Annotated in this window: 22 protein-coding genes; 4 read left to right on the top strand and 18 right to left on the bottom strand. The window is 57.4% G+C overall.

The genetic code is table 11. The features are described 5' to 3' along the window. Positions 1 to 18: 18 nt before the first annotated feature. The gene (locus ACR0DB_RS10870) at positions 19 to 204 is read right to left on the bottom strand and encodes a hypothetical protein (RefSeq protein ID WP_170789284.1); all 186 of its coding nucleotides are present in this window, start codon (positions 202 to 204) and stop codon (positions 19 to 21) included. A 137-nt stretch (positions 205 to 341) separates the two neighbouring features. Between ACR0DB_RS10870 and ACR0DB_RS10865 the strand changes: the two genes are divergently transcribed. After that, on the top strand, positions 342 to 1,367 hold the full coding sequence (locus ACR0DB_RS10865) for a LacI family DNA-binding transcriptional regulator (RefSeq protein WP_480550775.1): 1,026 nt from the start codon (positions 342 to 344) through the stop codon (positions 1,365 to 1,367). Here the strand turns inward: ACR0DB_RS10865 and ACR0DB_RS10860 are convergent. Then, on the bottom strand, positions 1,364 to 2,335 hold the full coding sequence (locus tag ACR0DB_RS10860) for a LysR family transcriptional regulator (RefSeq protein ID WP_480550773.1): 972 nt from the start codon (positions 2,333 to 2,335) through the stop codon (positions 1,364 to 1,366). The genes ACR0DB_RS10865 and ACR0DB_RS10860 overlap by 4 nt on opposite strands. Before the next feature lie 90 nt (positions 2,336 to 2,425). Further along, on the bottom strand, positions 2,426 to 4,861 hold the full coding sequence (locus tag ACR0DB_RS10855) for a GcvT family protein (RefSeq protein ID WP_480550771.1): 2,436 nt from the start codon (positions 4,859 to 4,861) through the stop codon (positions 2,426 to 2,428). Positions 4,862 to 5,044: 183 nt separating this feature from the next. On the opposite strand from ACR0DB_RS10855, the gene ACR0DB_RS10850 reads away from it, so the two are divergent. Further along, complete coding sequence (locus tag ACR0DB_RS10850) at positions 5,045 to 6,565, top strand: trimethylamine methyltransferase family protein (RefSeq protein WP_480550769.1); 1,521 nt, start codon at positions 5,045 to 5,047, stop codon at positions 6,563 to 6,565. Positions 6,566 to 6,634: 69 nt separating this feature from the next. Continuing rightward, positions 6,635 to 7,603, top strand: a complete 969-nt coding sequence (locus tag ACR0DB_RS10845) for an agmatinase (protein WP_480550767.1) — start codon at positions 6,635 to 6,637, stop codon at positions 7,601 to 7,603. Here ACR0DB_RS10845 and ACR0DB_RS10840 read toward each other — a convergent pair. The 4 genes from ACR0DB_RS10840 to ACR0DB_RS10825 all read right to left on the bottom strand — a co-directional run bounded on the left by ACR0DB_RS10840 (position 7,600) and on the right by ACR0DB_RS10825 (position 12,277). Continuing rightward, positions 7,600 to 8,574, bottom strand: a complete 975-nt coding sequence (locus tag ACR0DB_RS10840; protein WP_480550765.1) for an arginase family protein — start codon at positions 8,572 to 8,574, stop codon at positions 7,600 to 7,602. The two genes, ACR0DB_RS10845 and ACR0DB_RS10840, sit on opposite strands and share 4 nt — an antisense overlap. Before the next feature lie 51 nt (positions 8,575 to 8,625). Next, a complete protein-coding gene (locus ACR0DB_RS10835; RefSeq protein ID WP_170771950.1) occupies positions 8,626 to 10,215 on the bottom strand; it encodes an ABC transporter permease in 1,590 nt (529 codons plus the stop codon). Next, positions 10,208 to 11,245: a quaternary amine ABC transporter ATP-binding protein gene (locus ACR0DB_RS10830; protein ID WP_170771952.1), complete on the bottom strand. Its 1,038-nt coding sequence runs from the start codon at positions 11,243 to 11,245 to the stop codon at positions 10,208 to 10,210. The genes ACR0DB_RS10835 and ACR0DB_RS10830 overlap by 8 nt, the downstream gene beginning before the upstream one ends. An 81-nt stretch (positions 11,246 to 11,326) precedes the next feature. Continuing rightward, complete coding sequence (locus tag ACR0DB_RS10825; RefSeq protein WP_170771954.1) at positions 11,327 to 12,277, bottom strand: ABC transporter substrate-binding protein; 951 nt, start codon at positions 12,275 to 12,277, stop codon at positions 11,327 to 11,329. A gap of 468 nt (positions 12,278 to 12,745) precedes the next feature. Here ACR0DB_RS10825 and ACR0DB_RS10820 point away from each other — a divergent pair, with 468 nt between their 5' ends. Further along, on the top strand, positions 12,746 to 13,408 hold the full coding sequence (locus tag ACR0DB_RS10820; protein WP_480550763.1) for a glutathione S-transferase family protein: 663 nt from the start codon (positions 12,746 to 12,748) through the stop codon (positions 13,406 to 13,408). Between the two features lie 22 nt (positions 13,409 to 13,430). Here the strand turns inward: ACR0DB_RS10820 and ACR0DB_RS10815 are convergent, their stop codons facing one another. The 11 genes from ACR0DB_RS10815 to ACR0DB_RS10765 all read right to left on the bottom strand — a co-directional run bounded on the left by ACR0DB_RS10815 (position 13,431) and on the right by ACR0DB_RS10765 (position 25,660). Continuing rightward, positions 13,431 to 14,645, bottom strand: coding sequence for a 4Fe-4S double cluster binding domain-containing protein (locus tag ACR0DB_RS10815; protein ID WP_480550761.1), 1,215 nt, complete (start codon positions 14,643 to 14,645; stop codon positions 13,431 to 13,433). A 209-nt stretch (positions 14,646 to 14,854) separates the two neighbouring features. After that, positions 14,855 to 16,321 (bottom strand): aldehyde dehydrogenase, encoded by a 1,467-nt coding sequence (locus ACR0DB_RS10810; RefSeq protein ID WP_480550759.1) that lies wholly within the window; start codon positions 16,319 to 16,321, stop codon positions 14,855 to 14,857. Between the two features lie 9 nt (positions 16,322 to 16,330). After that, positions 16,331 to 17,368: an LLM class flavin-dependent oxidoreductase gene (locus ACR0DB_RS10805; RefSeq protein WP_480550757.1), complete on the bottom strand. Its 1,038-nt coding sequence runs from the start codon at positions 17,366 to 17,368 to the stop codon at positions 16,331 to 16,333. 4 nt (positions 17,369 to 17,372) lie between these two features. Further along, positions 17,373 to 18,293, bottom strand: coding sequence for a flavin reductase (locus ACR0DB_RS10800; RefSeq protein WP_170783314.1), 921 nt, complete (start codon positions 18,291 to 18,293; stop codon positions 17,373 to 17,375). Next, the gene (locus tag ACR0DB_RS10795; RefSeq protein ID WP_480550755.1) at positions 18,290 to 19,102 is read right to left on the bottom strand and encodes an alpha/beta fold hydrolase; all 813 of its coding nucleotides are present in this window, start codon (positions 19,100 to 19,102) and stop codon (positions 18,290 to 18,292) included. Before ACR0DB_RS10795 ends, ACR0DB_RS10800 begins: the two co-directional genes overlap by 4 nt. Beyond that, the gene (locus tag ACR0DB_RS10790; protein ID WP_170771969.1) at positions 19,074 to 19,676 is read right to left on the bottom strand and encodes an amino acid synthesis family protein; all 603 of its coding nucleotides are present in this window, start codon (positions 19,674 to 19,676) and stop codon (positions 19,074 to 19,076) included. Before ACR0DB_RS10790 ends, ACR0DB_RS10795 begins: the two co-directional genes overlap by 29 nt. Before the next feature lie 307 nt (positions 19,677 to 19,983). Further along, a complete protein-coding gene (locus ACR0DB_RS10785; protein WP_170783319.1) occupies positions 19,984 to 20,286 on the bottom strand; it encodes a DUF1330 domain-containing protein in 303 nt (100 codons plus the stop codon). Next, positions 20,283 to 20,969 (bottom strand): GntR family transcriptional regulator, encoded by a 687-nt coding sequence (locus ACR0DB_RS10780; RefSeq protein WP_170783321.1) that lies wholly within the window; start codon positions 20,967 to 20,969, stop codon positions 20,283 to 20,285. The genes ACR0DB_RS10785 and ACR0DB_RS10780 overlap by 4 nt, the downstream gene beginning before the upstream one ends. A 121-nt stretch (positions 20,970 to 21,090) precedes the next feature. Continuing rightward, positions 21,091 to 22,218 (bottom strand): trypsin-like serine peptidase, encoded by a 1,128-nt coding sequence (locus tag ACR0DB_RS10775; protein ID WP_480550753.1) that lies wholly within the window; start codon positions 22,216 to 22,218, stop codon positions 21,091 to 21,093. Then, on the bottom strand, positions 22,218 to 23,375 hold the full coding sequence (locus ACR0DB_RS10770; protein WP_480550751.1) for a trypsin-like serine peptidase: 1,158 nt from the start codon (positions 23,373 to 23,375) through the stop codon (positions 22,218 to 22,220). The genes ACR0DB_RS10775 and ACR0DB_RS10770 overlap by 1 nt, the downstream gene beginning before the upstream one ends. Further along, positions 23,375 to 25,660: a S8 family serine peptidase gene (locus tag ACR0DB_RS10765; protein ID WP_480550749.1), complete on the bottom strand. Its 2,286-nt coding sequence runs from the start codon at positions 25,658 to 25,660 to the stop codon at positions 23,375 to 23,377. The genes ACR0DB_RS10770 and ACR0DB_RS10765 overlap by 1 nt, the downstream gene beginning before the upstream one ends. Between the last annotated feature and the right edge of the window lie 2 nt (positions 25,661 to 25,662).

Raw genomic sequence — 25,662 nt, 5'->3', positions numbered from 1 at the left:
CCCTCCCAAGCAAAAAAGTCAGCCGTCGCGTTCTGCGTTGCGATCAGCCTCCTTTTTCAGAATTGCGACAACGAACAGGATCGACGCCGCGAACAGAACCATCATCTCTCCGACGTCGCCGAGAAATGCGCCACCCGCAAAAGCGCCCATTGCGACGTTCGCAAAGTAGATCACGAAGACGATAACGGATGCGGTCAGGAACATGTCTTGGGCTTTCTCGAGATTCGGTTCAACATCATTTGTAAGCGCTTACATGTAAATTGCAAGCGCTTACATAATTGCTTTCCTACGGCGGCCGTTGCGTCTAGACTTATTGGCAAAGACAAATGGCAGGATTGGGAATGTCAAAACTTCGAACGGCGCCGACACTGGACGATGTCGCCAAAATGGCCGGAGTTTCGACCGCAACCGTTTCGCGCTGTCTCAATACCCCCGACCGGGTGGTCAAGTCGACGCGCGAACGGGTGCAATCGGCCGTTGATGCGCTGGGTTACATGCCTAACTTTGCTGCAAGGGTCATGGCAGCGAAGCGCAGCCTGACCGTCGGGGCCATCATTCCGACTATGGAGAACGCGATCTTTGCGCGTGGTCTGCAGGCCTTTCAGGAAGAGCTGCACACACATGGCTATACACTGCTGGTCTCAAGCTCGGCCTACAAACCCGAAATTGAAGAGGAGCAGATCCGCACCCTTATCGCGCGGGGGGCGGATGCGTTGTTGTTGATCGGGCATGATCGTGCGCCGCAGATTTACACAGAGCTGGAGCGCCGCAAAATCCCGGCCCTGATTGCGTGGTCTTTTCTGCCGGACGCACAATTGCCTTCGGTTGGATTTGACAACCGCGCCGCCATGGCCGAACTGGCCGACCGGGTGATCGGTCTGGGTCACAGGCGGATTGGCGTGATTTCGGGCATTCGGTCCGGCAATGACCGGGCGCGACTTCGGATCGAAGGAATAGAACAGGCGGCAGCCCGGCATGGTATTTCGCCTTTGGACCTGACCATCATTGAAATATCTTATGAAATCGAAAATGGCGCCGCGGCGTTCGATAGGTTGATGTCGCAGAGCGTTCGGCCCACCGCAGTACTATGCGGGAACGATGTTCTGGCTGTTGGTGCCCTGCATCGGGCCAGGGAAATGGGTTTGAACGTGCCGCGCGATGTGTCCATCACCGGGTTCGATGACATTGAACTGGCCCGCATCGTCTCACCGGCTTTGACGACCGTTCACGTCCCGCATCGGGAAATGGGGCGCAGGGCGGCTATGGAACTGGTTTCGATGTTGGAACAACAGTCAGACGGAACAGGATCAAGGCTGGATACGCATATTGTCGAACGTCAGTCGTTGGGCCCACCGGCGAAAGGCTAGGCTGCCTCGCCTTCCATCGTCCGGAAGTCGTTCTTTAGCCAGCCATGGCTTCCCGCCATCGGCTCGGTAAAGTGTTGGCGGATCAGTTGAGTCATGACCTTCTGGATCAGTTTCGAAGTTGTTTCAGGGTACACTTCCGTAGTGAACAGTGAGACCGTCCGCACAAAGTTCCGACCCGGAAACGGAAGCGCTTTGACGCTGTCATGGAACCGTTGAGCCCGGTGAAAACATGCGGCCGTCGTGATTGCCCAGCCGCTGCCTTCGGCGACCAGCCCGATGATTGAATGATTACACTCCATCTCGAACCGGTTGGGCAGGTTGTATTTGCTGCGGGTTAACTGAATCTCGATCTGCTTGCCGATCATGTAGTCCCGAGAATAGCGCAGCAGGGGCAATTCCGCGTCCGGTTTCAGCAGGTTTTCGGGCGCACCCTGATAGGACATTGGTAAAATCACGATGAATGGATCGCGCATCAGAGGGTATTCGATCAGCCCGTCGGTCCGTTCTGACGGCCGCGTGGCCACCCCGGCGTCCAATTTGTGTTCCTGAAGGTTAGCGAGAATCTCGTGACTGGGGCGAGTGTAATGGCGAAAACTGCAACGAGGTAGCGCCTGCGCCAGAAAGCGGAACAAATCCGGCGCGATCTGATTGTCGAAATCGTCAATCAGAGCTAGGCGCAGATCGGTTGCGTGTTTCCAGTTACCGGATCGAATTTCGGCCTCACCCCGTTTCAACACGGTCAGTCCGTCGCGCACATAACGGGCAAAGACCTCACCCGCGGGGGTCAGGCCCATTGGTCGCCGACCATGGTCGACCAGCTCAACCCCCAGCGCGGCTTCAAGACTTCGTAGGTGGTTGGAGACAGTGCTGATCGACAAGCCGGTCTCGGACGCAGCCTGTTGGATCGACCCCGACTTAGCGACCAGACGGAACACTTCCAACCAGCGCAGGCTTAGAGCTTTGGACACGTGTAACACCCGTTGTTTCGATTTCCTCGAAACAAAGCCAAGCAAAGTTTTCGACCCACGGCAACGGGAAATTCGCCAGAGAGGATGAAATCAGGCCTTCACCCGGTCAAACCCCGGATCGTATGGGGATGGCGGAATGATCGTGGCGCGCACGATCTGTCCGCAGGAATCCAGATCGATCTCGGTTCCGACTTCGGCTAGCGCTGGGTTCACAAACGCATGTGCGAGGTTCAGGCCAACCCGATGCCCCCATGCGCCCGAAGTGACAGTGCCGACGACCTGACCGTCTTGCATCAGTGACGCGCCCGGATGCGCAGGCCGGTCAGTAGCCTGAAGCTGCAAGGCGACTAATTTTTTGCGCGGGCCGTTAGATTGTCGTTTCAGCAGCGCATCGCGGCCGATGAAATCGCTTTTGTCCAGTTTCACAAAGCGTTCCAGACCGGTTTCAAAAGGATCGAACTCTGTGATCAGGTCGGCCTTCCAATGCAGAAAGCTTTTCTCCATCCGCATGGATTCAACCGCGCGGGCGCCGAACAGGTTCAGCCCGTGCGCTTCACCCGCCTGTCGTAACGCCAGATAGGCCGCATAAAGCGAAGCGTTGGGGACGTGAATTTCATAGGCCAGCTCACCGGAAAAGCTAACCGCCATCACGGTGGCCGGGGCGAACCCGACATAACATTCGCGCAAGCTGAGCCACGGGAAGGCCTGCGCCGACCAGTCGCCCCGCGCGCAGGTCGACAGAACATCGCGCGACTTGGGGCCTGCAAGGATCAGAATGGTTTGGTCATTGGTCAGGCTTCGCAGTTGCACGTCTTCATCGGCCCGTATATGGCGGATCAGCCAATCCATGTCATGGAACTCGCTGGCAGCTGCTGACCCGTACCAGACCCTCTCGGGCCCGCGGTCACTGGCGGGCAGGTTGGCAACTGTGGCCTCGGCCTTGATCATGCCATGTTGGTTCAGAAGATAGCCCAAACCGACCCGGTCGGTCTTTCGCGTGACAATGCCGCAGAGCATCCGATCCAGGAAACTGTGCCGGTCAGCGCCGGTGATCTCAATTCGGTTGAAACCGTTAACCTCGGCCAGCCCGACGCCGGCCTGCACGCTGGCAACCTCGGCGGCGACCAGATCAAAGGTTTCGTCAAAATCGAAACTGAGGGCGTGGGTGAATTCAGGAGATGGCTTGATATAGTCCACCCTTTCCCATCCGTTGATCACCGTGAACTCAGCCCCTTCGGCCGCTAGCACCGGTGTCAATGGCGTCGTCTTCGCCGGTCGTCCGGCGGGGCGGTGTTCGTGGGGGAAGTGAAAGCGAAACTCATTCTGGTAGTCTTCAATGGCTTTCAGAGCGGTCAGTTCCACATTCGCATGCCCGGTAAACCGGCGCGGATCGAGGCACCATGTGTCATAGCATGCCTCACCATGCACGATCTGCTGCGCCAACAGCCAACCGTGGCCGCCGCCTTCGCCCAGACCTGCCCGCAGGCCGATGATGCAGAATGCGTTGCGCTTGCCAGGGATCGGCCCGACCAGAGGCGCGCCGTCGATGGTATAGGTGATCGGGCCGTTGACCACGGTGTGAACCCCAGCCTCCATCAGGGCTGGCATGCGGGCAAAAGCGCCCTCCAACACGTCGGTTACCCGGTCCAGATCATCGGGGCAGAGCGCATTGACGAAATTCGGGTCGATCCCGTCCATGCCCCACGTCTTGCAGTTTTGTTCATAGAACCCCAGCAACAGCCCGTTCTTTTCCTGCCGACAATAATAGTCGCTGATCGGACAGCGCAGCAGGGGCATGCGGTGCCCCGCATCACGGATGGCGGGGATCTCTTCGGTCAGAAAATACTGATGCTCCATCGAGGCGACGGGATGATGCACCCCCATCATCGCACCGACTTCATTCACGCGGTATCCGCAGGCATTGACCACAACATCGCAGTCAATGTCGCCATGTTCTGTGTGTACAGTCCACGTGTCGTCGCTGTGCTGGGTCAGGGCCGTGACGGGTGTGTTGCGATAGACCTCGGCCCCTGCTTTTCGGGCGCGACGGGCCAAGGCCTGACACAGCTGCGCCGGGTCGATATCGCCATCAAGCGGGTCCCAAAGTCCGCCGATCAGGTTTTCGGTCGAGATCAGCGGATGCCGCCGCGCGCATTCCTGTGCATCGATCACCTCAAAATGCACATCCATCCCGCGCGCCATCGAGGCAAAGTGGCGATAACCCTGCATCTGCGCCTCGGTATTGGCCAAACGGATGCCGCCATCGCCGTGGTGGTAGTTGATCGGATAGTCGGGGTCTTCGGCCAGTTTCTTGTATAGCCGGATCGAGTGTGACTTAAGCCCTACCATCGTCTGGTTCATGCCAAAGTTCGTCACCTGGGCAGCCGAATGCCATGTCGTGCCTGAAGTCAGCTCATTCCGTTCGACGAGAACAACGTCGGTCCAACCTTCCTGTGTCAAATGGTAAAGTGTTGAACACCCGGCGATCCCGCCGCCGATCACAACAGCTTTGGTGCGAGACTTCATCGGCAATGCTCCTTTTTGGTACAAAGCCAGTTTTGCGTAAGAACGAAGCAGCGCGACAACAGAGGTGTTGTCAGTGTGGAAAAATCGAAACGGCGATTGAGGATATTGATATTCGCAGTTCGCTTTTGCGAATGGCTGTGATTGCCGATTAGGCTGGCCGAAAGATAGGCAGTAAGAGGTACGATGCCAGCAGAAAGCGGTAAGCGAAGCGGTCGAAAGGCCCGGCACGCGCAGCGCGCGGCCAGGCCGGTTGTCGACCCCTGTCCACCCGGCCAGAGGGGCGGGGCGTTCAAACCTCTGTCTCCGATAGAATTGGACCAGATCTTTGAGACAGCTTTGCGTCTTCTGGAGACGCTTGGCATGGGCAATGTGCCCGACCGTCTTGCCGCGGATTTGCGTGCAGCCGGTGCTCAGCCGAGAGATCGAGAGAGGCTGGTCTTTCCACGCGCCATGGTGCAGCGGTCGATTCAGACGGCCGCCAAGACATTTACCTTTCATGGCCGCGACAAGGTGCGCTCGATCGAAGTAGGCGGTGATAGCGTGTATTTCGGCACTGGTGGCGCAGCCGTCCAGACGCTGGATTTGGAGACCGGGTTGTATCGCCCATCAACCCTGGCCGATCTGCATGACTTTACGCGTCTGCAAGACATGCTTTCCAATGTCAGCTGGTTTACGCGCTGTTGCGTGGCCACGGATGTGCCGGACGTGCGCGATCTGGACATCAACACGGCCTATGCGCTGCTGCGCAACACGACCAAACCTGTGGCGACCTCTTTTACGCTGGCCGAAAACGTAGCTCCTATTGTTCAAATGCTGGACATTGCGGCTGGAGGCCCAGGCGAATTTGCCAAACGGCCTTTTCTGAAGGCCCATATCAGTCCGGTGATCTCACCGCTGCGCTACGGCGAGGATGCGGTGGACGTAGTCTATGAGTGCGTCGCCCATAACATCCCGATGTCCTGTATTACAGCCGCCCAAGCGGGGGCAACGGCACCGGCAACGCTTGCAGGGTTTCTGGCCCAGTCACTGGCCGAAACATTGGCTAGTCTGGTGATGGTCAATACAATCCGTCCTGGTTTTCCGATGGTGTTCTCGAACTGGCCCTTTGTCGTAGACCTGCGCACCGGAGCTTTTGCCGGGGGCAGTGGCGAGACGGCGATTTTGAATGCTGCTTCCGCGCAAATCACCAACTGGCTAGGCTTGCCATCCGGGGTGGCGGCGTCAATGACCGACGCCAAGGCCATTGACGCGCAATACGGTGTTGAAAAAGCGATGACGTCTTTGGCTGCCGCTTTGGCAGGAGGGAACTTGATCTACGAAAGTTCGGGCATGACGGCATCCCTGCTGGGGGCCAGCTTCGAGGGTTTTGTGCTAGATGATGAAATGCATTCCCACACATACAGGGCTTTACGCGGAATCGAAGTAACCGAAGAAAATCTGGGTTTCGAGGCGATATGCCAATCTGTACTTGGAGACGGCCATTTTCTGGGCAGCGCCGAGACCTATGCAGCGATGGAGCGCGATTATTTCTATCCGTCGCTGGCCGACCGGAATGAACCCCGCACCTGGCAAGAAGAAGGCGCGACAGACGCTTGGGCCGCTGCGCGGGAAAAGGCCAAAGCCATATTGGATACCCATCATCCTGAATATCTCACACCTCAGCAAGACGCCGAAATCCGAGGGCGCTTTGATATTCTGATCTGAACCGTTCCGGCCATTCCCAAGTCTGATGTCAGCGGCTAGGGTCGCAGTATGACAGGGTAGAGGCACCACATGACCAACTCTTTTTTTCAGCCGGTTTCGGCGATGGATCTGGCCCGGTTTGCAGGGATTCCGACGTTCATGCGCTTGCCGGGCATGACGTTGGATCACGAACGCATCGCCGAGGTCGAACTGGGCCTGATTGGCATCCCCTGGGATGGCGGCACTACCAACCGCCCCGGTGCACGGCATGGGCCGCGTCAGTTGCGCGACTATTCGACGATGATCCGCGCAATGAACCCGGTGACAGGTGTTGCGCCATTCTCGTTGGTCAATTGTGCTGATCTTGGGGATGTCGCGCCAAACCCAGTGGATATTGAGGATACGCTGAACCGCGTCACGATGTTTTACGCCGACTTGCACGCGCGCGGCATTACTCCGTTGACGGCCGGGGGCGATCACTTGACCACTCTGCCGGTGCTGCGCGCGCTGGCTAGTTCCGGTCCGCTGGGTCTTGTCCAGTTTGACAGCCACACGGACCTGTTCGACACCTATTTCGGTGGACACAAGTTCACCCATGGCACCCCCTTCCGGCGCGCGGTTGAAGAAGGGTTGGTGGACCCCAAACGCTTTGTCCAGATCGGCGTTCGTGGCACCGCCTATAACACCGAGGATATCGAGTGGGGAGAGGAGCAGGGTATCCGCATCATCCGTATCGAAGAACTGTTCGACCGCGGCATCGGCGAGGTGATGGCCGAGGTGCGCAGTATTGTCGGTGATGCGCCGACCTATTGCACCTATGACATCGACTTCGTCGACCCCACCTTTGCCCCCGGCACCGGAACGCCCGAGATCGGCGGCCCAAACAGCTTTCAGGCCCAGCAGGTTATTCGGGAAATGTCTGGGATCAACCTCGTAGGGGCCGATTTGGTTGAAGTTTCTCCACCCTTCGACGCTTCGGGCAGCACCGCGTGGCTGGGGATATCATTGATGTTCGAACTGCTCTGTGTTCTGGCGCAAGCCGTGGACGCCCGCCGCTAGCGGACATTTTCGGCGATCATCGAGATCATCTCGAACATCACTGCCGCTGCCGTTAAAGCAGTGATGTTGTTGGGGCTGTCCTTGGTGGGCATCATGCAGACCACGTCTCCGCCCACGATATTCAGCCCGCGCGCGGCCCGCAAAATCCCCACGGCTTCGTCAATGTCGAAGCCCTTCTCGCCGGGTTCCAGATTGGACACCGCGGGCGCGACGGTCGGGTCGAGGCAATCCAGATCGAAGGTGATATAGACCGGACGGTCGCCCAACACTTCGCGCGTCTGCGCCACCACGTCCTCCAGCCCGCGCTGGCGGAATTCGCGCATGGTGACGATGTTGTAGCCATAGTCATAAGACGGTTGCAGCCAATCCAGACTGCGCGGGTGACCTCGCAGACCGATCTGCATAGACCGCGTTGGATCAACTTGCCCCTGATCGGCCAGGTAAGCGCCCCAATGGGCGGCCGATTTCTTTGCGCCCAAAAAGTGATCGACCTTGGTAAATACATCCGTATGTGCGTCCAGATGCAGGAAGCTGATCGGCTCACCTTTAGCCAGTTGACCACGCCCCAGCGCCTGCACGATGCCGCCGGTGATCGAGTGGTCTCCGCCCACTGATACGGGCCGCGCGCCTGCTGCGTCGATGTCCTTGAAAAATGCCGTGATACGCTCGATGCAGTCCTCGTTGTCATTCGCGCGCGGAAAGGGCACGTCGCCCACATCTGCGATCTTTGCGCTGCTCCACGGGTCAATATCGAATAGCGAATGCACCCGGCGTTGCACGGCCGAGACATGGCGCAACGCGCGGGGACCAAGGTGCTGATCCCGCTCAGTCGTACCGTTGCCGGTGGAATGGGGGACGCCGACCAAGGCGATGTCCTGACCCTCGGCCCCTGTATTGGGACAGCGAAACAGGGTCGGTACGCCCCACCAATAGAGGTTATCCATCATCGACTGTTCATAGCGGTCGGTCATCTGCGTCCCCTTAAAGGGAAAACGCCCCCGGCTGGCGGGGGCGCTTTGTGTTTAGATTTTCTCGTCTTCTCGCCGGAAGGCCCCCTGCACGATCCGGTCGATGACCATGGCACAGAACAGGATGGCAAAGCCGCCCAGCAGACCCGGACCCTTGGCCGCATATTGCAGCGCCTCAAGGATTTCCTTGCCCAGACCGCCGCCGCCAATCAGCGAAATGATCACCACCATCGACAGGCACATCAGGATGGTCTGGTTCACCCCGGTCATAATCGAAGGCAGCGCCAGCGGAATCTCAACATCCTTGAGCAACTGCCATTTCGAGGCACCGAAGGCCACGGCAGCCTCTTTGATGCTGTCGGGCACGCCGCGCATCCCCAGCGCCGTTAGGCGGATCACCGGCGGCATGCCAAAGATGATCGTGGCCAGAATGCCCGGCGGATTGCCAGTGCCAAAGAAGGCGATGATTGGTATCAGATAGACGAATGCGGGCAGCGTTTGCATCAGGTCCAGCACCGGTTCAGCCGCACGGTAGGCCCGTGCTGATTTGCCAAACCAGATACCCAACGGAATGCCGATTACCACGCAAAGCAACACGGCAGCACCAACCAGGGCCACAGTCTCCATCGCGACATCCCAGTAACCCAGAAGTGCGATGTAAGCCAAAGACGCGGCAGTAAAGATCGCCACGCGCGGCCCCGCCGCACGCCACGCGGTGACGCAAATCACTAACATCACCACCGGCCACGGCGATCCGATCAACGCCACCGTCAGCGCATCCAGGACAGAGCGGACTCCGGCAACAATCCCGTCGAACACATCCCCGCCCGCAAGGGCTGCGGCGTCGATCTTGGCCTCCATCCAACTGGCAAGGCTTGAGAACAACGTGCCGCCATCTTCACCCAAAAACAGTGCCGAGACCTCTTTTTCCGGGAATGCGTCCAGCATCGCAATCGACGCATTGACCGTGAACTTATAGACGATCAGCGGCGCGATCGCTGCTACAAGCACTGCGCCCAGAACGGTGTTGCGCGTGGACCGGCCGCTTTCCGTACTGTCGGGATCAATGCGCCATCTGGAATACTGTTTTTCATAGATGCGATCAGCGTAAAGGCCCTGTATCAGCTTGAATACAACGAGCATGACCAGACCGGTGAGCAGGATTCCCGTCGCTTCGGCCTGAGCAGCTGCCGCCCGTTCCAGACTGGTATCTGCTGCCTTCTGGATGTTTTCAGCCAAACGCGTGAACCGATCGATATCCGACTGCTCGGTTGCGTTTGCTGCGCGTTCCAACAACTCGGCGGCACGGTCCAACTGTCCGGCTGCCCGGTCCGAAAACTCGGCCCCCGGATTGCCCCATGCGCCGCGCCCGATCTGGACCCATGCGATGATCTCAAGGATCAAAAACGCCCAGAACATCCCCCAGATCGCGCGGGAGGCTGACCAGAGCGGACCCAGCGCTGCCGCCCATTTGTTGAAGGTATTGGGCATTGCGCTGGTCGCGTCGTGAATTTTGTGGAACGCGTTTACATAATAATCTCCGTTCGGGCCGGCAAATTCCTGAATGGACTTGTCCAAAGCTTCGCGGTCGACTTCGATGTCGGAGGCTGCTGTTACTTTTACCTCGGCGGTTGCATCAGTCATTTTTGCCCCCCTGAATGCCGCGCAGCAGGCGCGGCTTGGTCACGACACCGATGTCATTGCCCGCATCCGTGATGACGACGGGCAAATCAGTTCCCACTGCCAGATCAATCAACTGATCCAGATCCGAGCCTTCATCCGCGCGCGGGGCGCCATCAAGTGGCCCGGCATAGCTGTCGATCGGCTCCATGATCGAGTGCGCCTTGACCAGTTTGAGTTTCGAAATGCCCTGAACGAACTCACGCACATAATCGTCGGCGGGGTTCATCACGATGTCTTCCGGAGTGCCGATCTGAACGATCACACCATCCTTCATGATCGCAATCCGGTGGCCGATGCGGATGGCTTCGTCCAGATCGTGGGTGATGAACAGGGTGGTCTTTTGCAACTGCGCCACAAGCGCCTTGAACTGGTCTTGCAATTGTAGCCGGATCAATGGATCCAGCGCCGAGAAGGGTTCATCCATCAGCAGGATCTCGGGGTCCGAGGCTAACGCCCGGGCAATACCCACCCGCTGTTGCATCCCGCCAGACAGCTCTTTGGGCAAACGATCCTCGTAACCGGTGAGGTTCACAAGGCCGAGCGCATGGTCCGATACTGCCCAGCGTTTGGATTTAGATATTTTTCTGATCTCAAGCGGGTAGGCGACGTTATCGCGCACTGACCTATGCGGCATCAGCGCCATGTGCTGGAACACCATTCCGATCTGCTGTGCCCTGATACGGCGCAGCTCGGACTCGGAAATCTTCGAAACGTCCTGCCCTAGAATTTCGATCTTTCCGGCGGTCGGCTCTATCAGCCGATTGACATGGCGCACCAGCGTCGACTTACCCGAGCCGGACAGGCCCATAATGCAGAATATCTCTCCTCTGGGGACTTCGAACGTCGCACCTTGGACGCCGACCACGCAATTAAATCTTTCCAGAACTTCGGGTTTTCCAATTCCTTCCGCCCTAACGGCAGCCATGGCTTCCTCGGCGCGCGCGCCGAATATTTTCCAGACATTTTCTAGTTTTACGACAGGTTCGTCCATATGTCCCTCGTGCGGCGAAGTTTCGCCCGCAGATATGCAAAGGGCCGCCGGGAAGATCTCGGCGGCCCGGATATCTGCGACTTAGTTTGTCAGCCACCCGATGACGGTGTCTTCGTTGTCGTTTACCCACTGACGGGCAAATTCTGCGGCTTCGATATTGTCAACGGCCAGTGCCTTGCCCATTGCGCTCAGGTCATCGCCACTCATCTGATAATTGTTGAAAAGAGCCGCCACCTCAGGGAAGTTCTCTTCCAGCTCTTTGGCATAGTGCAGATGCAGAGTGGCCCCGTTCCAGGCCGAGGATGCCTCGGATTTTTCCAGCCAATCCGGGTCGTCTGTCGGCTGCACGATGGTCCAGGTTGCCGGATCATGCGCGGGCTCTTCCAGAACAGTCAGATCCTGCGTGACAAAGATATAGTGCGGGCTGTAGCAGAACCCGATCCAGGGATCGCCTGCCTTCGCCGCGTTTGCCAGATTGGCATAAGCGATGGTTTCTTCATATTCGGTCAGATCGAAAATCTGGTCATAGCCATAAGACTTGGCCCGGATTTTCTCGACCACGGTCGAAGCCCAGCCCGGCGCACCGATCCACACCTCGGGTGTTCCGTTTCCATCCGTGTCAAAGATGGCCATCTTGTCCGGATCACTGAGGTCGTCGATGGACTTGATGTCATATTTTTCGGCGGTGGCGGTGGGCACACACATGCCCTGTTCAGCCTGCACGGGGTTCTGGTTCATCACGACAGTTCCATTGTCTTTGACATAGGTGTCGTGCAGGTTTTGCTGGTTCGGCATCCAGACTTCGGGATGGACGTGCATCGATCCGCTGTCCATCGCCTCAAATACGATAGGGTTGGTGCCGTTTTGCAGTTCAACATCCAGACCGAGGTTTTCTTCGATAACAACCTCAAGGATATGGGCTGTGGCATTGACTGACGCCCAGTTTGGAACGCCGATAACAATATCTGCGGCCATTGCCGGTCCGGCGATCACCACGGATGCGCCCCCCAAAAGCGTTGTAAGTTTCTTCATCTGATTTCTCCACGTTGGTCGTTTTTCTGTTGGTGTTGTTATGAGTATTAGCAGGGTCGTTTCGCCCTTTTAGGTTTTTGGGAAAGCTGACCTTTCCTTGGTTTGCGGCCAAAGGCCATCTGCGCCGGGTGGCCAGAAAATTGAAACACGCCGGTGTGCCGCCCATCAAGTGTCAGAGACGACAAACTGGCGTATCCGAAATTATCATAAATTAGATTCGGAATTTTGCGAATTTGGTTCTACTTTGGATGCAGAAATGAAAGAGCAATATGTGGAATAAGGCCTTTTTTAACGCAACTTCGCGACGTTCTCTTACGGCTTGCGTTGCTTGAATCCCAGCTTGATACTCCGCTCCCGGCTATCCGTGTTATTGCCCAAAGGTATGTTTTAAAGCCCACAAACCGTTGATCGCCAGACATATTGCCAAGATGCTCCGCGGCGGGTTAGCCATACGCATCGGAGGACATCATGACAGATCGCGCGTGCTATTTCATAAGCGGAAGCCCGCCTTGTTGGAGCGTTATGCTCGCTCTGGCTGTCAAAGGATTGTCTTACGACGCGCGACGCCTGAGCAACTCGGCAGGTGAGCAGAAAAGTGCGGAATTTCTAGCGATCAATCCCCGTGGAAATGTTCCCGTGCTTGTGGATGGCGACGTAACGGTGCGAGAGACCAACGCGATCTTGGCCTATCTGGATGCGGCCTATCCAGAGCCGCCACTGTTCGGAACCGACAAGGTGCAGACTGCGGAAATATGGCAGACCGTCTGTGAAGCCGGAGATCGCCTCAGAGCGCCGATTGGCAATGTGGTCCGGCCAATTTTCCGCAAACGTTCAGCGGAAAAGGCCGACGAGATCATGACGGCAATCGAGCCTGTGTATCAGGAACTGTCAGCTCTGGAGGCGAACCTTGCCAATCGGCATTTCGTCTGCGGGTCTGATATTTCGGCCGCCGATTTAATCGTCTTTCCGGCCGTGATGCAGCTTTTGCGCGGGGCTAACTATGATGGCGCTGATGGGCTGGATCTTCAGGTGCTGCCCCTGGACGAACACTATCCGAACCTTGCTGACTGGGCGCGGCGAATAGAGGCCATTCCTGGGTACGAAGCGGCCTGTCCACCTCACTGGCGATAAGATTGCGCAAACCGCGTTGCCGTCATGCGCCGTCCCACCAATCCTTGGGCTTCAGGCGTTTGGCTCGGTTGCTGCGTTTGTCCAGCCACAAGGCCAGTTTGCGCCAGCGGCCAAGTGCAAGTTTTCGCCAAAGCCGGTCGGTCAATTTGTCAAAGTCGCGATTGAATGGGCAGACGCGCATACAAATCGCGCAATCGCTTTGCAGTCTGGCCCAATACTGAAAACAGGCTTTGGCGTCCGATGTCCATTTGCGCACACCTTGGATGGCTGATGCCTCGGATGCTGCGCTGACTTCAGGTAGTCCATAGGGCAGGGCCTTTGCCGGGCAGGCATCTGCGCATTCGGTGCAAATGTCGCAAAACGCCCGAACCCCCAGCGGGCGCGGAGCGTCATGGCTCAAAGGCAGGTTGGTGAAAATCTTGGAGAACCGCAACCGAGGGCCAAATTCCGGGGTGATGACCATTTGGTTGCGGGCGTATTCGCCCAGCCCGGCTTTGATAGCAAAGGGAATAACCAGCCCGGTATCATTCATTGAGGGTACCGCCTGATATCCCAAGTTCCGGATATAGGCAGCCAACTGTATGACGATTGCGGCCTCGTGGCTGTATTCGCGCCCAGTGGCTGCTCCGGCCAAAGCCGAAGGATAGGTTGCCACCAGTTCCTGATCCATTTTGTGGCCCAATACGATCACGCTGGTCAGCCCCACGGGCAGCGTATTTTCGGCGTCCGAGAAATCCCGCGTGTCAACGCGACTGGAATAGATCCAACGGTCATCGAAATCGGTAAGCCCAACCAGATCTGCGCCAAAGAACCGGGCGATACGCTTGATCTCTGCCGCCATGGCCATTGGATTATCGATCTCTACCTTGGTTTCGGCGACGGGCGTGTCTTCCGAGATCGGTGCCTGAAAGCCTTCACGCCGCCCCTGATCAGCCGAGCGATTGCTGATGATATCGGAGATAAGCCAACTGGCATTGCGAAGGGCAAAATCCTTTTGCCGAAACCCGTCACCGTTGCGATAGTTCGCCTTCATTCGGTAGCTTTGAAAGAAGCCATCTGTATGTTTCGACCGCACCGTATCGTCCCAGAATGCGCGGGTGAACATATCGTTGCGCTGTTTGAAGGGCTCGAAATCTTCCGTGGTTACGATACCTGCGGCAGCGTCGCTATCGGCGTATGTGTCACGCCATCGCTGGCGATCCTCTTCGGTTGTCCTGTGGTTGCTGGGCCAAGCCATGCTGACGCTCCAATTCCGCTTGGTTGTGCCGTTGGGTTTGAAGTCCAACATTCCAATCAGGGTTTACAGTGAACGCCCCTCAAAAAGCATTCAATCCCAATGAGGAATTTTCAACAACGTTGGAGGCTGGCGCTTCGTTGTTGTCCTGGTCAGGCTTTTCATGGTTTTATGCAGGAACTCGCAGCTGTCGGGCACGCGAATTGCCGCAGCTACCGCATCACAAACGGGTCCGGGATCGGGTCATCGCTGGTGCGCAGCCACACTGCTTTGGTTTTGGTGTATTCAAGCGCTGCCTCAACGCCTCCCTCGCGCCCGTGCCCTGACAAACCAAAGCCCCCAAACGGCGCAATCGGGCTGACGGCGCGGTAGGTATTGACCCAGACGATGCCCGCACGAATGCCCCGCATCATGCGGTGCGCGCGGGTCAGGTCGCGGGTGAACAGGCCCGAGGCTAGACCGAACTGCGTGTCATTGGCGATGGCCAGCGCCTCGGCCTCGGTCTCAAAACTGAGGACCGACAGAACAGGGCCAAAGAATTCATTGGTCACGCAGGGCGCATCGGGCGCGTCGGTGCAATCCAGAATGGTCGGGGGGAAGAAATACCCCGCACCCTCGGGCACCTGCCCGCCAATGACTAGTCGCGCGCCCTGCGCAACGGACCGGTCAATCAGGTCAAGAGCACGGTCGCGCTGACGCAGGGTGCACAGCGGTCCAACCTCGGTCGCCATGTCCTGAGGTGATCCGATCACCACATTCTCGGCCTTTTCTTTCAAGCGTGTCAGAAATTCGTCCTTGATCGAACGTTGGATCACAAGGCGCGATCCGGCCACGCAGCTTTGCCCGGTGGCCGCGAAAATCCCCGACACCTGCGCATTCACGGCGCTGTCGAGATCGGCATCTTCAAACACGATGAACGGAGATTTCCCGCCCAGTTCCAGCGAGGTTGAGGCCAGATTGTTGGCAGAATTGCGCACGATATGGCGCGCGGTTTCGGGGCCGCCTGTAAAGGCCACATGGGCCACTTTCGGATGGCTGGTCAGGACCGACCCGCAATCAGGCCCGAATCCGGTGATGATGTTCAGAACGCCCTTGGGAAAACCCGCCTGATCGAAGATTCGAGCAAATTCCAGCATCGGCGCGGGGCCTTCCTCGCTGGCTTTCAGCACGACCGTGCACCCCGCCGCCAAAGCCGGGCCGATCTTGACCGCCGACAGGAACAGTTGCGAGTTCCAGGGAACCACCGCCGCCACGACGCCCACAGGCTCACGCCGCAACCAGACCTGCATGTCCGGCTTGTCGATGGGCAGAAAAGCCCCTTCGATCTTGTCAGCCAGACCGGCGTAGTAGCGGTAGTACTCGGCCACATAGGCGATCTGGGCGGACGTCTCGCGAATGATCTTACCGGTATCGCGGGTCTCAAACTCGGCCAGACGCGGTGCATTTTCCGCGATCAAATCCGACAAACGCAGCAAAAGCTTGCCCCGCTGCGTTGCAGTCATATTGGTCCATTCGGGATCCAAAAATGCCCGCTCGGCAGCATAAACGGCCCGGTTCACATCTTCGGCGCGGGCCTCGGGCATCAAAGCCCAGGGCTGGCCGGTTGCCGGGTCCTTGCTTTCGAACTGTGCGGCTCCGTCCGAGAAAGCACCGTCGATATACTGCTGAAACTGTTGCATATTCTGTCCTTACTGAAAAGCTGGCATCACCACCGAGATGAACCGTTCAAGCGAGGCTTTCTTGCGCTCGAATGGCATTGAGCTGTCGATCCAGAAAGAATACTCGTCATATCCTAGGGCCTCGTATTTCTTCAGCCGTTCCACCAGCTCTTCGGCGGTTCCGATGGCCAAATCGCGCTGAATCGCTTCCGGCGTATAGAACGGATGTGCGGCGATGTCGTCGTCTGACAGCGGATCGATCAGACCCTGATTAATCTCGCGCTTGTTCATGAACCAGGCGCCGAAATAGTTGTAGAACCGGTTTAACTCGACTGCGGCCTGTTTCGCATCGTCCGAGTCGCTGGCAACGTAGGTGTGCAGCAGCAACATGATGTTGGGGCGCGGCTGATCAGGGAATTTGGCGCAGGCGTCGTTGAACTTGCCCATCAGCGATTCAATCTCGGGGTCTCCGTTCCACAGCGGCGTCACTTGCACATTGCATCCGTTGGACACGGCGAATTCATGGCTGTTGGGGTCGCGCGCGGCGATCCAGATCGGCGGACCGTCTTTTTGCACCGGTTGCGGGGCAGAGGTGGTTTTCGGAAACTGCCAGAATTCGCCGTCATGCGCATAGTCCCCGGCCCAGAGCTTTTTGATCGCCGGAACCTGTTCGCGCATGCGCAGGCCAGCCTCCCACGCGTCCATACCGGGCATCATGCGTTCATATTCGAACGAGTAAGCCCCGCGCGCGATGCCCAGTTCCAGCCGGCCATCGGTGATCAGATCGGTCATCGCGGCCTCGCCAGCCAGACGGATCGGGTGCCAAAAGGGTGCGATGATCGTGCCTGTGCCCAGACGCACATTCATGGTCTTGTTGGCCAGGTCCACCAGATTGATGAAGGGGTTCGGGGCGATAGTGAAGTTCATCCCATGATGTTCACCCGTCCAAACCGAGTTGAACCCGGCCTCATCCGCGATCTGACACAGCTGAACGAATTCATCATAAAGCTGTTTTTGATCATCCTTCGGATCGATGCGCTCCATATGTGCAAAAAGCGAGAACTTCATTGCGTCACTCTTTTTCAGATGAGATCGGGCGGATTTTGCCGCTGACCTGATTGCCAAAATAGACCCCGAAATTGCCCATGCGGTTTTCCTGAGCGAACCGCTCCAACATGGTGCACATCGCGGCATCGGCAATGTCCATCAGAGTGGTTTGAGTCAGTTCGGTAAAGGTGCCTTGGGTGGGTTCCCCCTCGGCCGCCTGGCACAAGAACGAGATGTGCTGTTGTTCGCGCGCTTCGTCTTCGTAGACGGAATAGATGAACCCCGGCTCGGCGCGGACACCACATTGCTCGATCAGACGATTCAGGGCGGCTGAGGCCCCGTTCTTTCCGGTCTTGGTTTCGGGCAACGTCAGACGACCCTGATCATTACCGATCAGCAGTACCTTGCCCTCACGCTCGATCAGGGCCGAGACGATCAGGTTTGTACTCTGGCTCAGCGCTTCGGCTTCGGCGGCCGGGGTGACATAGGCGCCACGGGCATAGCCCAGCCCCGGCGCGGTCGAGGTGTCAAAGGCTTCGACCTTGCCGATCAGGATCAGGTGGTCGCCCGCTTCGACCGTTTTGAAGGTCGAACAATCAAACCAGGCCGAGACGCCAACGAACACGGGCGACCCAACAGGACCGGGGCGCCAGTCCACGGCGGCAAAGCGATCTTCGACTGGGCGGGCAAAGGTGTTGGACACATCCTTTTGCGATTCCGACAGGATGTTGACGGCAAAGCCCTTGGCATTGGCAAATGCCTCATAGTTCCGCGAGCTGTTGGCCAGACAGACCGACACCAGTGCCGGATCCAGCGACACCGAGCTGAATGAGTTCGCGGTAAAGCCCAGCGGGTTGCCGTCTTCATCATGGGTCGTCACAACCGTGACGCCGGTCATGAATGCCCCAAACGCGTTCCTCAGCGCGCGTGGATCAAAACTCGTCATGCGGTTTCCCTTTCGTCCATCGGGGCCTGCAACCAGTCGGCCAGTATCGCATTGACCTGTTCGGGCGCTGTCAGATTGACCATGTGGCGCTCACCTTCGATGGTGGCGGCGCGTCCCAGCGGAGCTGCATCTGCCATGGCCTGCGCCATTTCAGGCGTCGAATTTGGGTCCAGCGCGCCGGTTAGCGCCAGCAGTGGGCAAGGGATTTTGGCAAACTCGTCCGCATATTCCTCATCCCCATCCGCAAAGGCCCCATAGGCATCAGCGTAGCCCTTAAGGTTCACCGAAGACAGCCATCCAGCCACTTTGGCGCTGGCGACCTGTTCAGCCGGGGCGTCACCGAACCACCGTTTTAGCGGCGTTTCCAGATCAAAACTGCCCTTGCGGATCTCAAGCGCGCGGGCTGTTACTGCATCTCGGGCAGCCTGCGTGCGGCGAAAAACGCCATTCAGCAAAGCAACACGCGCCACCCTCTGCGGGTGAGTTACGGCATACCCGCCCGAGATCAGAGCGCCCATCGAGTGCCCGGCCAAACAGACCGGCCCCAAATCCAGAGCGGCGACAACCGCGTGCAACCAAGCCACATAGTCCGGTAACTTTGGCGTGCCGCCCAACGCGTCGCTGCCCCCATGTCCCGGCATATCCAGCGCCATGACATGGTATTGCGTCGAGAACGCCTCAATCTGCGGCTGCCATGCAGCCGACTGCATGCCCACGCCATGAATCAAGACCAGCGGGGCACCTCGCCCCGCCTCGCAATAGGTAACGCGCCCGAAAGGCTTAGACAGCCGCAGGGTTGTCAACGTCATGGCCCAATTCCTTGAGGTCCTGATAGCGGTCACCGATACGGTGATGCGGACGTCCACCAATCGATGCCCCCAGAGCAACTACGATCTCATCCGGCGCGGGCGCATCGGCGACTGAAAGCTGAATGGTCAGGTAGTGGCTGCGTCTGCCGCCGTCATTCTTGTCCATCAGCGGGATTTGCAGCGGCGCGCTCGCGGGACCACGGGTGTTGGTGAAGGCCAGATAGGACTTCGCGCCCACTGCTTCACGATAGTGGTTGCCGAACCGCAGCGTGTGGATCAGGGCCGAGGCATGCTCGACCTCGCCATTCACGCCGACGATGGCGGATTTACCATAACCTTCGACCTTGTCGCCGCCGCCGGATGCATCCAGGATCATCCTGGTTAGCAACTCGCCCAGCCCTGGTGCGCAATCATGGATCGCGGGGCGCAGGTCTTCGACAAAGCCCTGACCGGCCCAGGGGTTTCTGATCACTGCAATCGCCGCGATCATCTTCAGCGGGGTCTCGGCGGTTTTGCCACCTTCGATCAGCGTCTCTTCGACATGCAGCAGTGTTTTTCGAATTTCAGCAGGCATTGCTGTGGCTCCATCGCAGGTCGTGGTTTTTTAAGGTAAGATGGTATACCATCGACCAAGATGTCAATCCTGAAAACACCTTGGCCGGGCGTCTCCGCGACGGGTCCGCGGCGTGCAAAAAGTCAGGTTATGAAGTTTGGAAAGCGGAATAAGGTTAGATACCGTTCAGTGTAACGGCGAGACATTGATGAGTTTGGAATTTTATGGACTTGAACCATGCGGCGACGCGTCTTGATTCCAAACTCGCCCCGATACGCCTGCGGCGAATACAAGGTGTTCGAGCCTTCATGGCGCTTGGCCAGGCAACTCAGCCGCCGTTCAACCCCTCGATCAGAGCGATATCCGCCTGACAAGCATGGGCCCGTTTTTCGCGTGCAAGGCGATATTCTGGCGAATTGTAGCAAGCCCGAGCCTGTTCAATGCTGTCAAATTCGATAATGACGCGCCGTTGCCAGTCTTGGCCCTCTAGCGTTTCCGCCGCGCCCCGTGCCAAAAACCGGCCGCCGTATTTTTCAAAGGCTTCCGGTGCAAGCGCTTGATAGTCGGAATAGGCCTCAGCGTTTGACACGGTGACATTGGCGATCCAATAGCCTTTTGGCCGATCTGTCATTGCCCATTATCCTGCGATGCAAACACACGTTCCGCGACCGAAGTCGCCTCGTCCAGATGATGCTGAATGGCACGTCGCGCTGCGGCGGGATCGCCTGATACTACCGCGGAAAAAATGTCTTCCATATAAGAAATGCCGGGTCGGGTACGGTCAGCCGAGGTCAGCGTCAACATGCGAAGCCGGCTGATGCGACCGTTCAAACGTTGCACGACCTCCCAGGCAATGTGATGTCCTGCGCCATGAAAGACCACTTGGTAGAAATCCGAAGTTGCCCGGAACAAAGCCCCCCGCGTCTTGCCCTTGGATTCCTTTTGCAATCGCTTCAGCGCAGCCCCCAGCTTGCGGGTGATGTCTTCGTCGATATTGCGCGCGCATTGCTCGGCCGCCGCCGTTTCAAGCAGGCGACGAATATCATAAATCTGACGGGCGTCATCCCAGCTCATGGAGGCGACGATAGGCCCGTGACCGGGCAAGATCTCAACCAGCCCTTCGGCTTCAAGATAGCGGATCGTTTCCCGAATGACTGTCCGGCTCACCCCAAGCTGTTCGCATAGCGGGCGTTCGACTAGCCGCTCGCCCGGCTGAAATACACCTTCGACAATGGCCTCTCGCATCCTGTCTTGCACCATATCGCGCAGAGTGGCGGGCTGGTGATCAATTTTTGCGAGCTTGGCTGTTGTCATGGGCTGAATGTCTATTCACCGGTCTCAAATATGACAAGTTAGAAATGATGGACCGTATGATGGTGTTCCATCGGCAACTCGCAAATCAACAGGTCACAAGAGTGGCTTTGAAAAGGGATCGTCAGCAATTTCCGATCTTGCGTTGGCAGGCTACGGATAGCAGGTCCAGAAATTCATCGTTGAGTTGCGAGCTCGCCTGAATCATTTTTCCCTGTTCTGCAAAACCAAAGGATGTCACTCCTACGATGCGGTTTGGGCTGGCGAAAAGAGCTCCAACCTGGCCGGTCGCCTGTACACCGAAATTCTCATACCAGGCAGCGCCGGAAGACGCATTGCGCATGTCTGACCCATAGAATGAAACACCTTCCTGACCGTCGGCATGCCATGCGCTATCGACCTGATGCATGATCTCACCGCTGTCATGGTTCTGCGGGTAGCCTACTTGTTTAGTGTGATTGGGCGAAAGCGCGAAAGTACGAAACCCCGCCCATCCCACGATGTCACCGATCCGCATCATCCGCCCGTTAACGTTCTGATCGGCTACTTCGATGATTGCGAAATCTGCGCTGTTGGGAAATTTTCGACGGGATTCTGACCAGCTTTGGGTTGTGCCAACCCAGGTCCAATACCATTCACCATAGGGCGCGTGGCCTTCGTGATACGCAGGTACGAATTTGAAATTCTTGTAGAACCCCGAGCTTTTATTGCGCCCGAAATGCACACAATGCCCTGCGGTCAAGAGCAGTCTCGGGCGTAGAACCGCTGCTGAACAGACCTCATTCTTGCCGTCGAATTTGGTGAAGTACAACTTACCGTTCAATCTGTAGGGATAGTGAAACCTGGCATCCATCGGGACAAGACGAGAACTAGAGAAAAACGCACCGTCCGAGGCAATGCCCGCGGCTTCCTCTTGCACGGACGCAACCGATTTCGGGTCTGCGATATTGACATCCTGCGGAGCGATCTGATCGGTCTCGCCAGTGAACCGTCCATCGAGCAACTGAGACGCTTCTCTCGGATGCGGCTCTGCCAGCAGAAGATCCTCATAGTTGGCTTGCGGGACAGGCAATCCGGCGTTCACTGCGTCAGACAGAGCCTGCCGTGTCCAATGATCGACCATCGCTTGCTGATCTGCGTTGGGGTTTTCTTTGGTGACGGGCTGCGCCACCGTTGGGCCGGGAAAGGCAATCCATAATGCGACAAGCACAAGCGACAGCAATACGTCGGTTGGAGTGTTTGGTCTAGGCATCAACAGGCCTCTGCGCTTGCTGTTGTGGTCTGCCCGGTTACGCCAGTGGACAGGTCGAGCAAATGGGGAAGTGTCGCAAGGTTCAGGCAATTTGTGACCTCGGGGTTAGTGTGGCCCGCGCGGTGTTGGCCAACGACTTCTCCGGCCAGATTGAAAACGGGGGCACCTGACGATCCTCGCAGTGTATCGCAAGTGTGGCCGTAGGCGTTGGGATGTGCCTGAGTGCGCATATCTTCCTGGCGAACGCAGTCGACGATTGAAAGCTTCTGGGGAAGCCCTCCGGGGTGTTGCGGCACAAACAGTGGGTCTCCTTCTTGCGGTGAATCGGGCGTGAAACTGGCAATTTTGTAGGTCGCATGCGGCTCGGGATAAACTCGCAGAATGGTCGTATCCGCCTGGGTAGGGGCGGCACTGTCGACGATTTCAAGACATCGGACCTTTTGGCCAGTAATGGGTAGGCCAAATTCGTTTTTGTGATAGTCAAACCAGATCTGAGTGGTTTCGCAAAAGTCCGTTTCATCGGAAATGCAATGACTTGACGTCTGCACCAAATCAGGACCTATCCGGAACGCCGTGCAATAGGTTTCCGTCCGGTCTTTGATAACCGACAGGCGCGCGACGGAGCTAGCGCTTTCGGTGACAAGATCGCTGTCGGCGCCGGTATAGCTGTTCGTTTCGATCAGATCGCTGGTTCCGTAAAGGGATTCCAGCTCCAAATCCTCAAAGGGAAATGCAATTTGGTCGATCTCGAAAGCCAACCCTGTCAGGGCGTCACAACCAAATACCGATACCTCTGCGGCAATGCTTGAGATTGAGAGGGTCCAGATATCAGAGCGACCCGCCAAAACGGCCCGATCCAGCGTTTCGACGACATTGCCCGATGTGTCTGCGATTTCGATGTGAAACGCGTCGTTGTCGGGCAAAACCAAATTGTTCAGATGGACCCTCATTTCGGGTTGCTTGATGTTGCCCGGAAGTACGGGCGCGTCCACGCGAAAGTTCCACACCAACCCTGTGCAGGTCAGCCCGTCTTGATCAGGCGGAAAGGCGAGTGGTGTCGAGATGTCTTCAACTATGCTGCCTACATAAGGTTGGGCAGCGACTTCGTAGCCCAGAACGCCCAGGACAGCTGCTATGAAGGCGACTCGCACTCTCATCAGTCCATCTGAGAAATATAGTCGACGACTTGTGATAATTGAAACTCTGCCACACTACCTGGCTTGACGCTGTCGGCGCAATCCTCGGACGCCCGGTCGACTCGCATCCGCAAGAAATGTTGCTTTCCTTGCGCAGACAGGTACGAGGCGACTATTCGTGTAAAATTGCGTCCGTCGCGAAAGAAAAACACGCCCTTGTTTTCGTCGGCATTCCAGTGGATGCGGCGCATGTCGAATTTCGGAACATATCTCCACGGGCCTTGGTCGTTGGGGACGATATCGAAACTGCCCTCTTGCGGCGTTCCGTCAAGGACACGGACAAGCGTGATGAATTCTCCCGCAACCTTGCAGTTGTCGGCCATGTGCAACCAGTCCTTGTCAATGCGCAATGCAGCGGTGGCGTCCAAGGCACCGCCGTTGATTTTGTCGATGGAATCCATCGACATACGCGCTGTATAGGTCAGCCGTTGGCGGACCTGGATCGGGTTCGCGCCTGAGATTTTCTTCAAAAGCGCGGCGGCTGCCGTCACTTGCGGTGCCGCTTGCGAGGTTCCCGACAGCGGCCCGAATCCATCCACACCAACGGTCGACAGGATATCCCGAGCCGGCGCACCGATGTCAAAAACAGAAGCCCCATAGTTTGTTCGAAACTGTGTTGGGTCGCTTAGATTGTGGAGCAACTTCAGATTGTCCTGATCCGCTTCCAATCCAACCACGCCGATGATGTTCTCGACGTGACTGGCATAGCAAGCTGGCGGGCTTAGACAGGGCGGCAGCTCGTCTGGTTGTCCGAACGAGACCGGTGGCGCTGTGAACAGGTTTCCGCCCTTGCCGGCGGCGACAACGAACAGAATGCTGGGGTGCCATTTCTTGATCGCTTCCCCAATCTTATCTGCGCGCCTTATGTTCCTAAGGTTGTAGGAAAAGCTCAGATTGATGACGCTGACATTTAGGGATCCGGCGCTGTCGATTGCATCGGCCAATTGGCGTGCCTTGGCTTCGTCGATGAGCACGCCATCGGTTTCACTGAACGGTATGAGAAGATAAGAAAGGTCCTCAAACCCACCCAGCAGCCCACTTATGCCCCGTTGGTTTTGGGGTGCTGCAATAATGCCTAGGACATGAGTTCCGTGGTCGGTTCCCTGCACCTGCCCGGCCAGCCGCATGGTATCGCATCCGACGGCTGTGTCGGTTGATGCCGCATCATCGTCGGCTTCTCCTGCGGCTTGCGTCGGAACGAATTCGTTGTCGACCAGAACCTTGGCATTGATATCAAGATCGCAATGGCGATGTTCCGGTGTCTGATCCATCACACCGATAACAAGGCCGTCCAGGTTTTTGTCGGACAAATCCGGGCAGCTACCGTGCAGCTGCGTGTTGCAGAAATGATCAAACAGTTTTTGGCTGTGCTCAGATAGCGGCTCACGTTGGTAGCCGCTCAGGGCGTGGACGTTTGAATCCGACGTTGTGCTTTGGGATTCGATTGAGAAGGTACCGACGATGCCCGCCCCAATTCCAGCATCCAGTTTCAGAAAAGAGGGGTCGCGGAAATCGTAGGGCAGGCTGTTCTGAGACTTGATTGACTGGTAGTCGGGTAACGGGTCTTCGCTCAGCTCAATACGTGCGTTCAACTCTGGTATCAGTTTCAGAGCGCGCCCCTGACCTTCGGCGTCGCGGGTGGCCACCACGACTTCGCGCAGGCGACCTTTGACATTCCAACCAAGTATATCGGGCTGGTAGTCATTGACGCAATAATCTGCACTCAGGCACCGGTTTTGGACGTTTAATCCTCTGATCTCGACTCGAGCGTCATTTTCGGCCGGGGCAGGGGTCGAAACCTGCACGATTTCAACATCGGGAATCCAGACAAGATCGTTCTTCCCGACTGTCCAGTTCTGACCGACGCCTACTAATCCGGCTACATGCGCACCGTGGTCGGTTATCTGTGCCTGGGCAACTGGCGCTGTGGTCAGATTGCAACCTGATCCGTTGACCGCACAAAGCATCGCGGCCACCGGCTCAGTCATCGGTCCGACCCAAGCGCCCTGATCCCGCATCACGTCTTCAAGACGCTTATGGCCCCCCATCGGGACCAACTTGAAGCGAAGCCGGCCCGTGTTGAACAGATTCAGATAAAGGTCTTCCTGCGCGCGCTGAGCTTCAACTCCGGTTGCCGCTGGTGCAGTCCAGAAGACTTCTTGGTCTTGCATCTCGGCCAGAGCACAGGTCGCTACTGCGCTTAGAACAAGTCCCAATGAACACGCGCGAGTTATTCCATGCAACATGC

Source organism: Ruegeria sp. AB6, from assembly GCF_056542685.1.
The sequence above is the reverse complement of the archived record's forward strand: the minus strand, read 5'-3'. Positions and strand labels throughout refer to the sequence as shown.

Bases quoted from the DNA above. Each gene is read 5' to 3' on its own strand.
- ACR0DB_RS10870 (WP_170789284.1), bottom strand. From the start codon at position 204: ATGTTCCTGACCGCATCCGTTATCGTCTTCGTGATCTACTTTGCGAAC.
- ACR0DB_RS10865 (WP_480550775.1), top strand. From the start codon at position 342: ATGTCAAAACTTCGAACGGCGCCGACACTGGACGATGTCGCCAAAATG.
- ACR0DB_RS10855 (WP_480550771.1), bottom strand. From the start codon at position 4,861: ATGAAGTCTCGCACCAAAGCTGTTGTGATCGGCGGCGGGATCGCCGGG.
- ACR0DB_RS10850 (WP_480550769.1), top strand. From the start codon at position 5,045: ATGCCAGCAGAAAGCGGTAAGCGAAGCGGTCGAAAGGCCCGGCACGCG.
- ACR0DB_RS10845 (WP_480550767.1), top strand. From the start codon at position 6,635: ATGACCAACTCTTTTTTTCAGCCGGTTTCGGCGATGGATCTGGCCCGG.
- ACR0DB_RS10840 (WP_480550765.1), bottom strand. From the start codon at position 8,574: ATGACCGACCGCTATGAACAGTCGATGATGGATAACCTCTATTGGTGG.
- ACR0DB_RS10835 (WP_170771950.1), bottom strand. From the start codon at position 10,215: ATGACTGATGCAACCGCCGAGGTAAAAGTAACAGCAGCCTCCGACATC.
- ACR0DB_RS10830 (WP_170771952.1), bottom strand. From the start codon at position 11,245: ATGGACGAACCTGTCGTAAAACTAGAAAATGTCTGGAAAATATTCGGC.
- ACR0DB_RS10825 (WP_170771954.1), bottom strand. From the start codon at position 12,277: ATGAAGAAACTTACAACGCTTTTGGGGGGCGCATCCGTGGTGATCGCC.
- ACR0DB_RS10820 (WP_480550763.1), top strand. From the start codon at position 12,746: ATGACAGATCGCGCGTGCTATTTCATAAGCGGAAGCCCGCCTTGTTGG.
- ACR0DB_RS10815 (WP_480550761.1), bottom strand. From the start codon at position 14,645: ATGGCTTGGCCCAGCAACCACAGGACAACCGAAGAGGATCGCCAGCGA.
- ACR0DB_RS10810 (WP_480550759.1), bottom strand. From the start codon at position 16,321: ATGCAACAGTTTCAGCAGTATATCGACGGTGCTTTCTCGGACGGAGCC.
- ACR0DB_RS10805 (WP_480550757.1), bottom strand. From the start codon at position 17,368: ATGAAGTTCTCGCTTTTTGCACATATGGAGCGCATCGATCCGAAGGAT.
- ACR0DB_RS10800 (WP_170783314.1), bottom strand. From the start codon at position 18,293: ATGACGAGTTTTGATCCACGCGCGCTGAGGAACGCGTTTGGGGCATTC.
- ACR0DB_RS10795 (WP_480550755.1), bottom strand. From the start codon at position 19,102: ATGACGTTGACAACCCTGCGGCTGTCTAAGCCTTTCGGGCGCGTTACC.
- ACR0DB_RS10790 (WP_170771969.1), bottom strand. From the start codon at position 19,676: ATGCCTGCTGAAATTCGAAAAACACTGCTGCATGTCGAAGAGACGCTG.
- ACR0DB_RS10785 (WP_170783319.1), bottom strand. From the start codon at position 20,286: ATGACAGATCGGCCAAAAGGCTATTGGATCGCCAATGTCACCGTGTCA.
- ACR0DB_RS10780 (WP_170783321.1), bottom strand. From the start codon at position 20,969: ATGACAACAGCCAAGCTCGCAAAAATTGATCACCAGCCCGCCACTCTG.
- ACR0DB_RS10775 (WP_480550753.1), bottom strand. From the start codon at position 22,218: ATGCCTAGACCAAACACTCCAACCGACGTATTGCTGTCGCTTGTGCTT.
- ACR0DB_RS10770 (WP_480550751.1), bottom strand. From the start codon at position 23,375: ATGAGAGTGCGAGTCGCCTTCATAGCAGCTGTCCTGGGCGTTCTGGGC.
- ACR0DB_RS10765 (WP_480550749.1), bottom strand. From the start codon at position 25,660: ATGTTGCATGGAATAACTCGCGCGTGTTCATTGGGACTTGTTCTAAGC.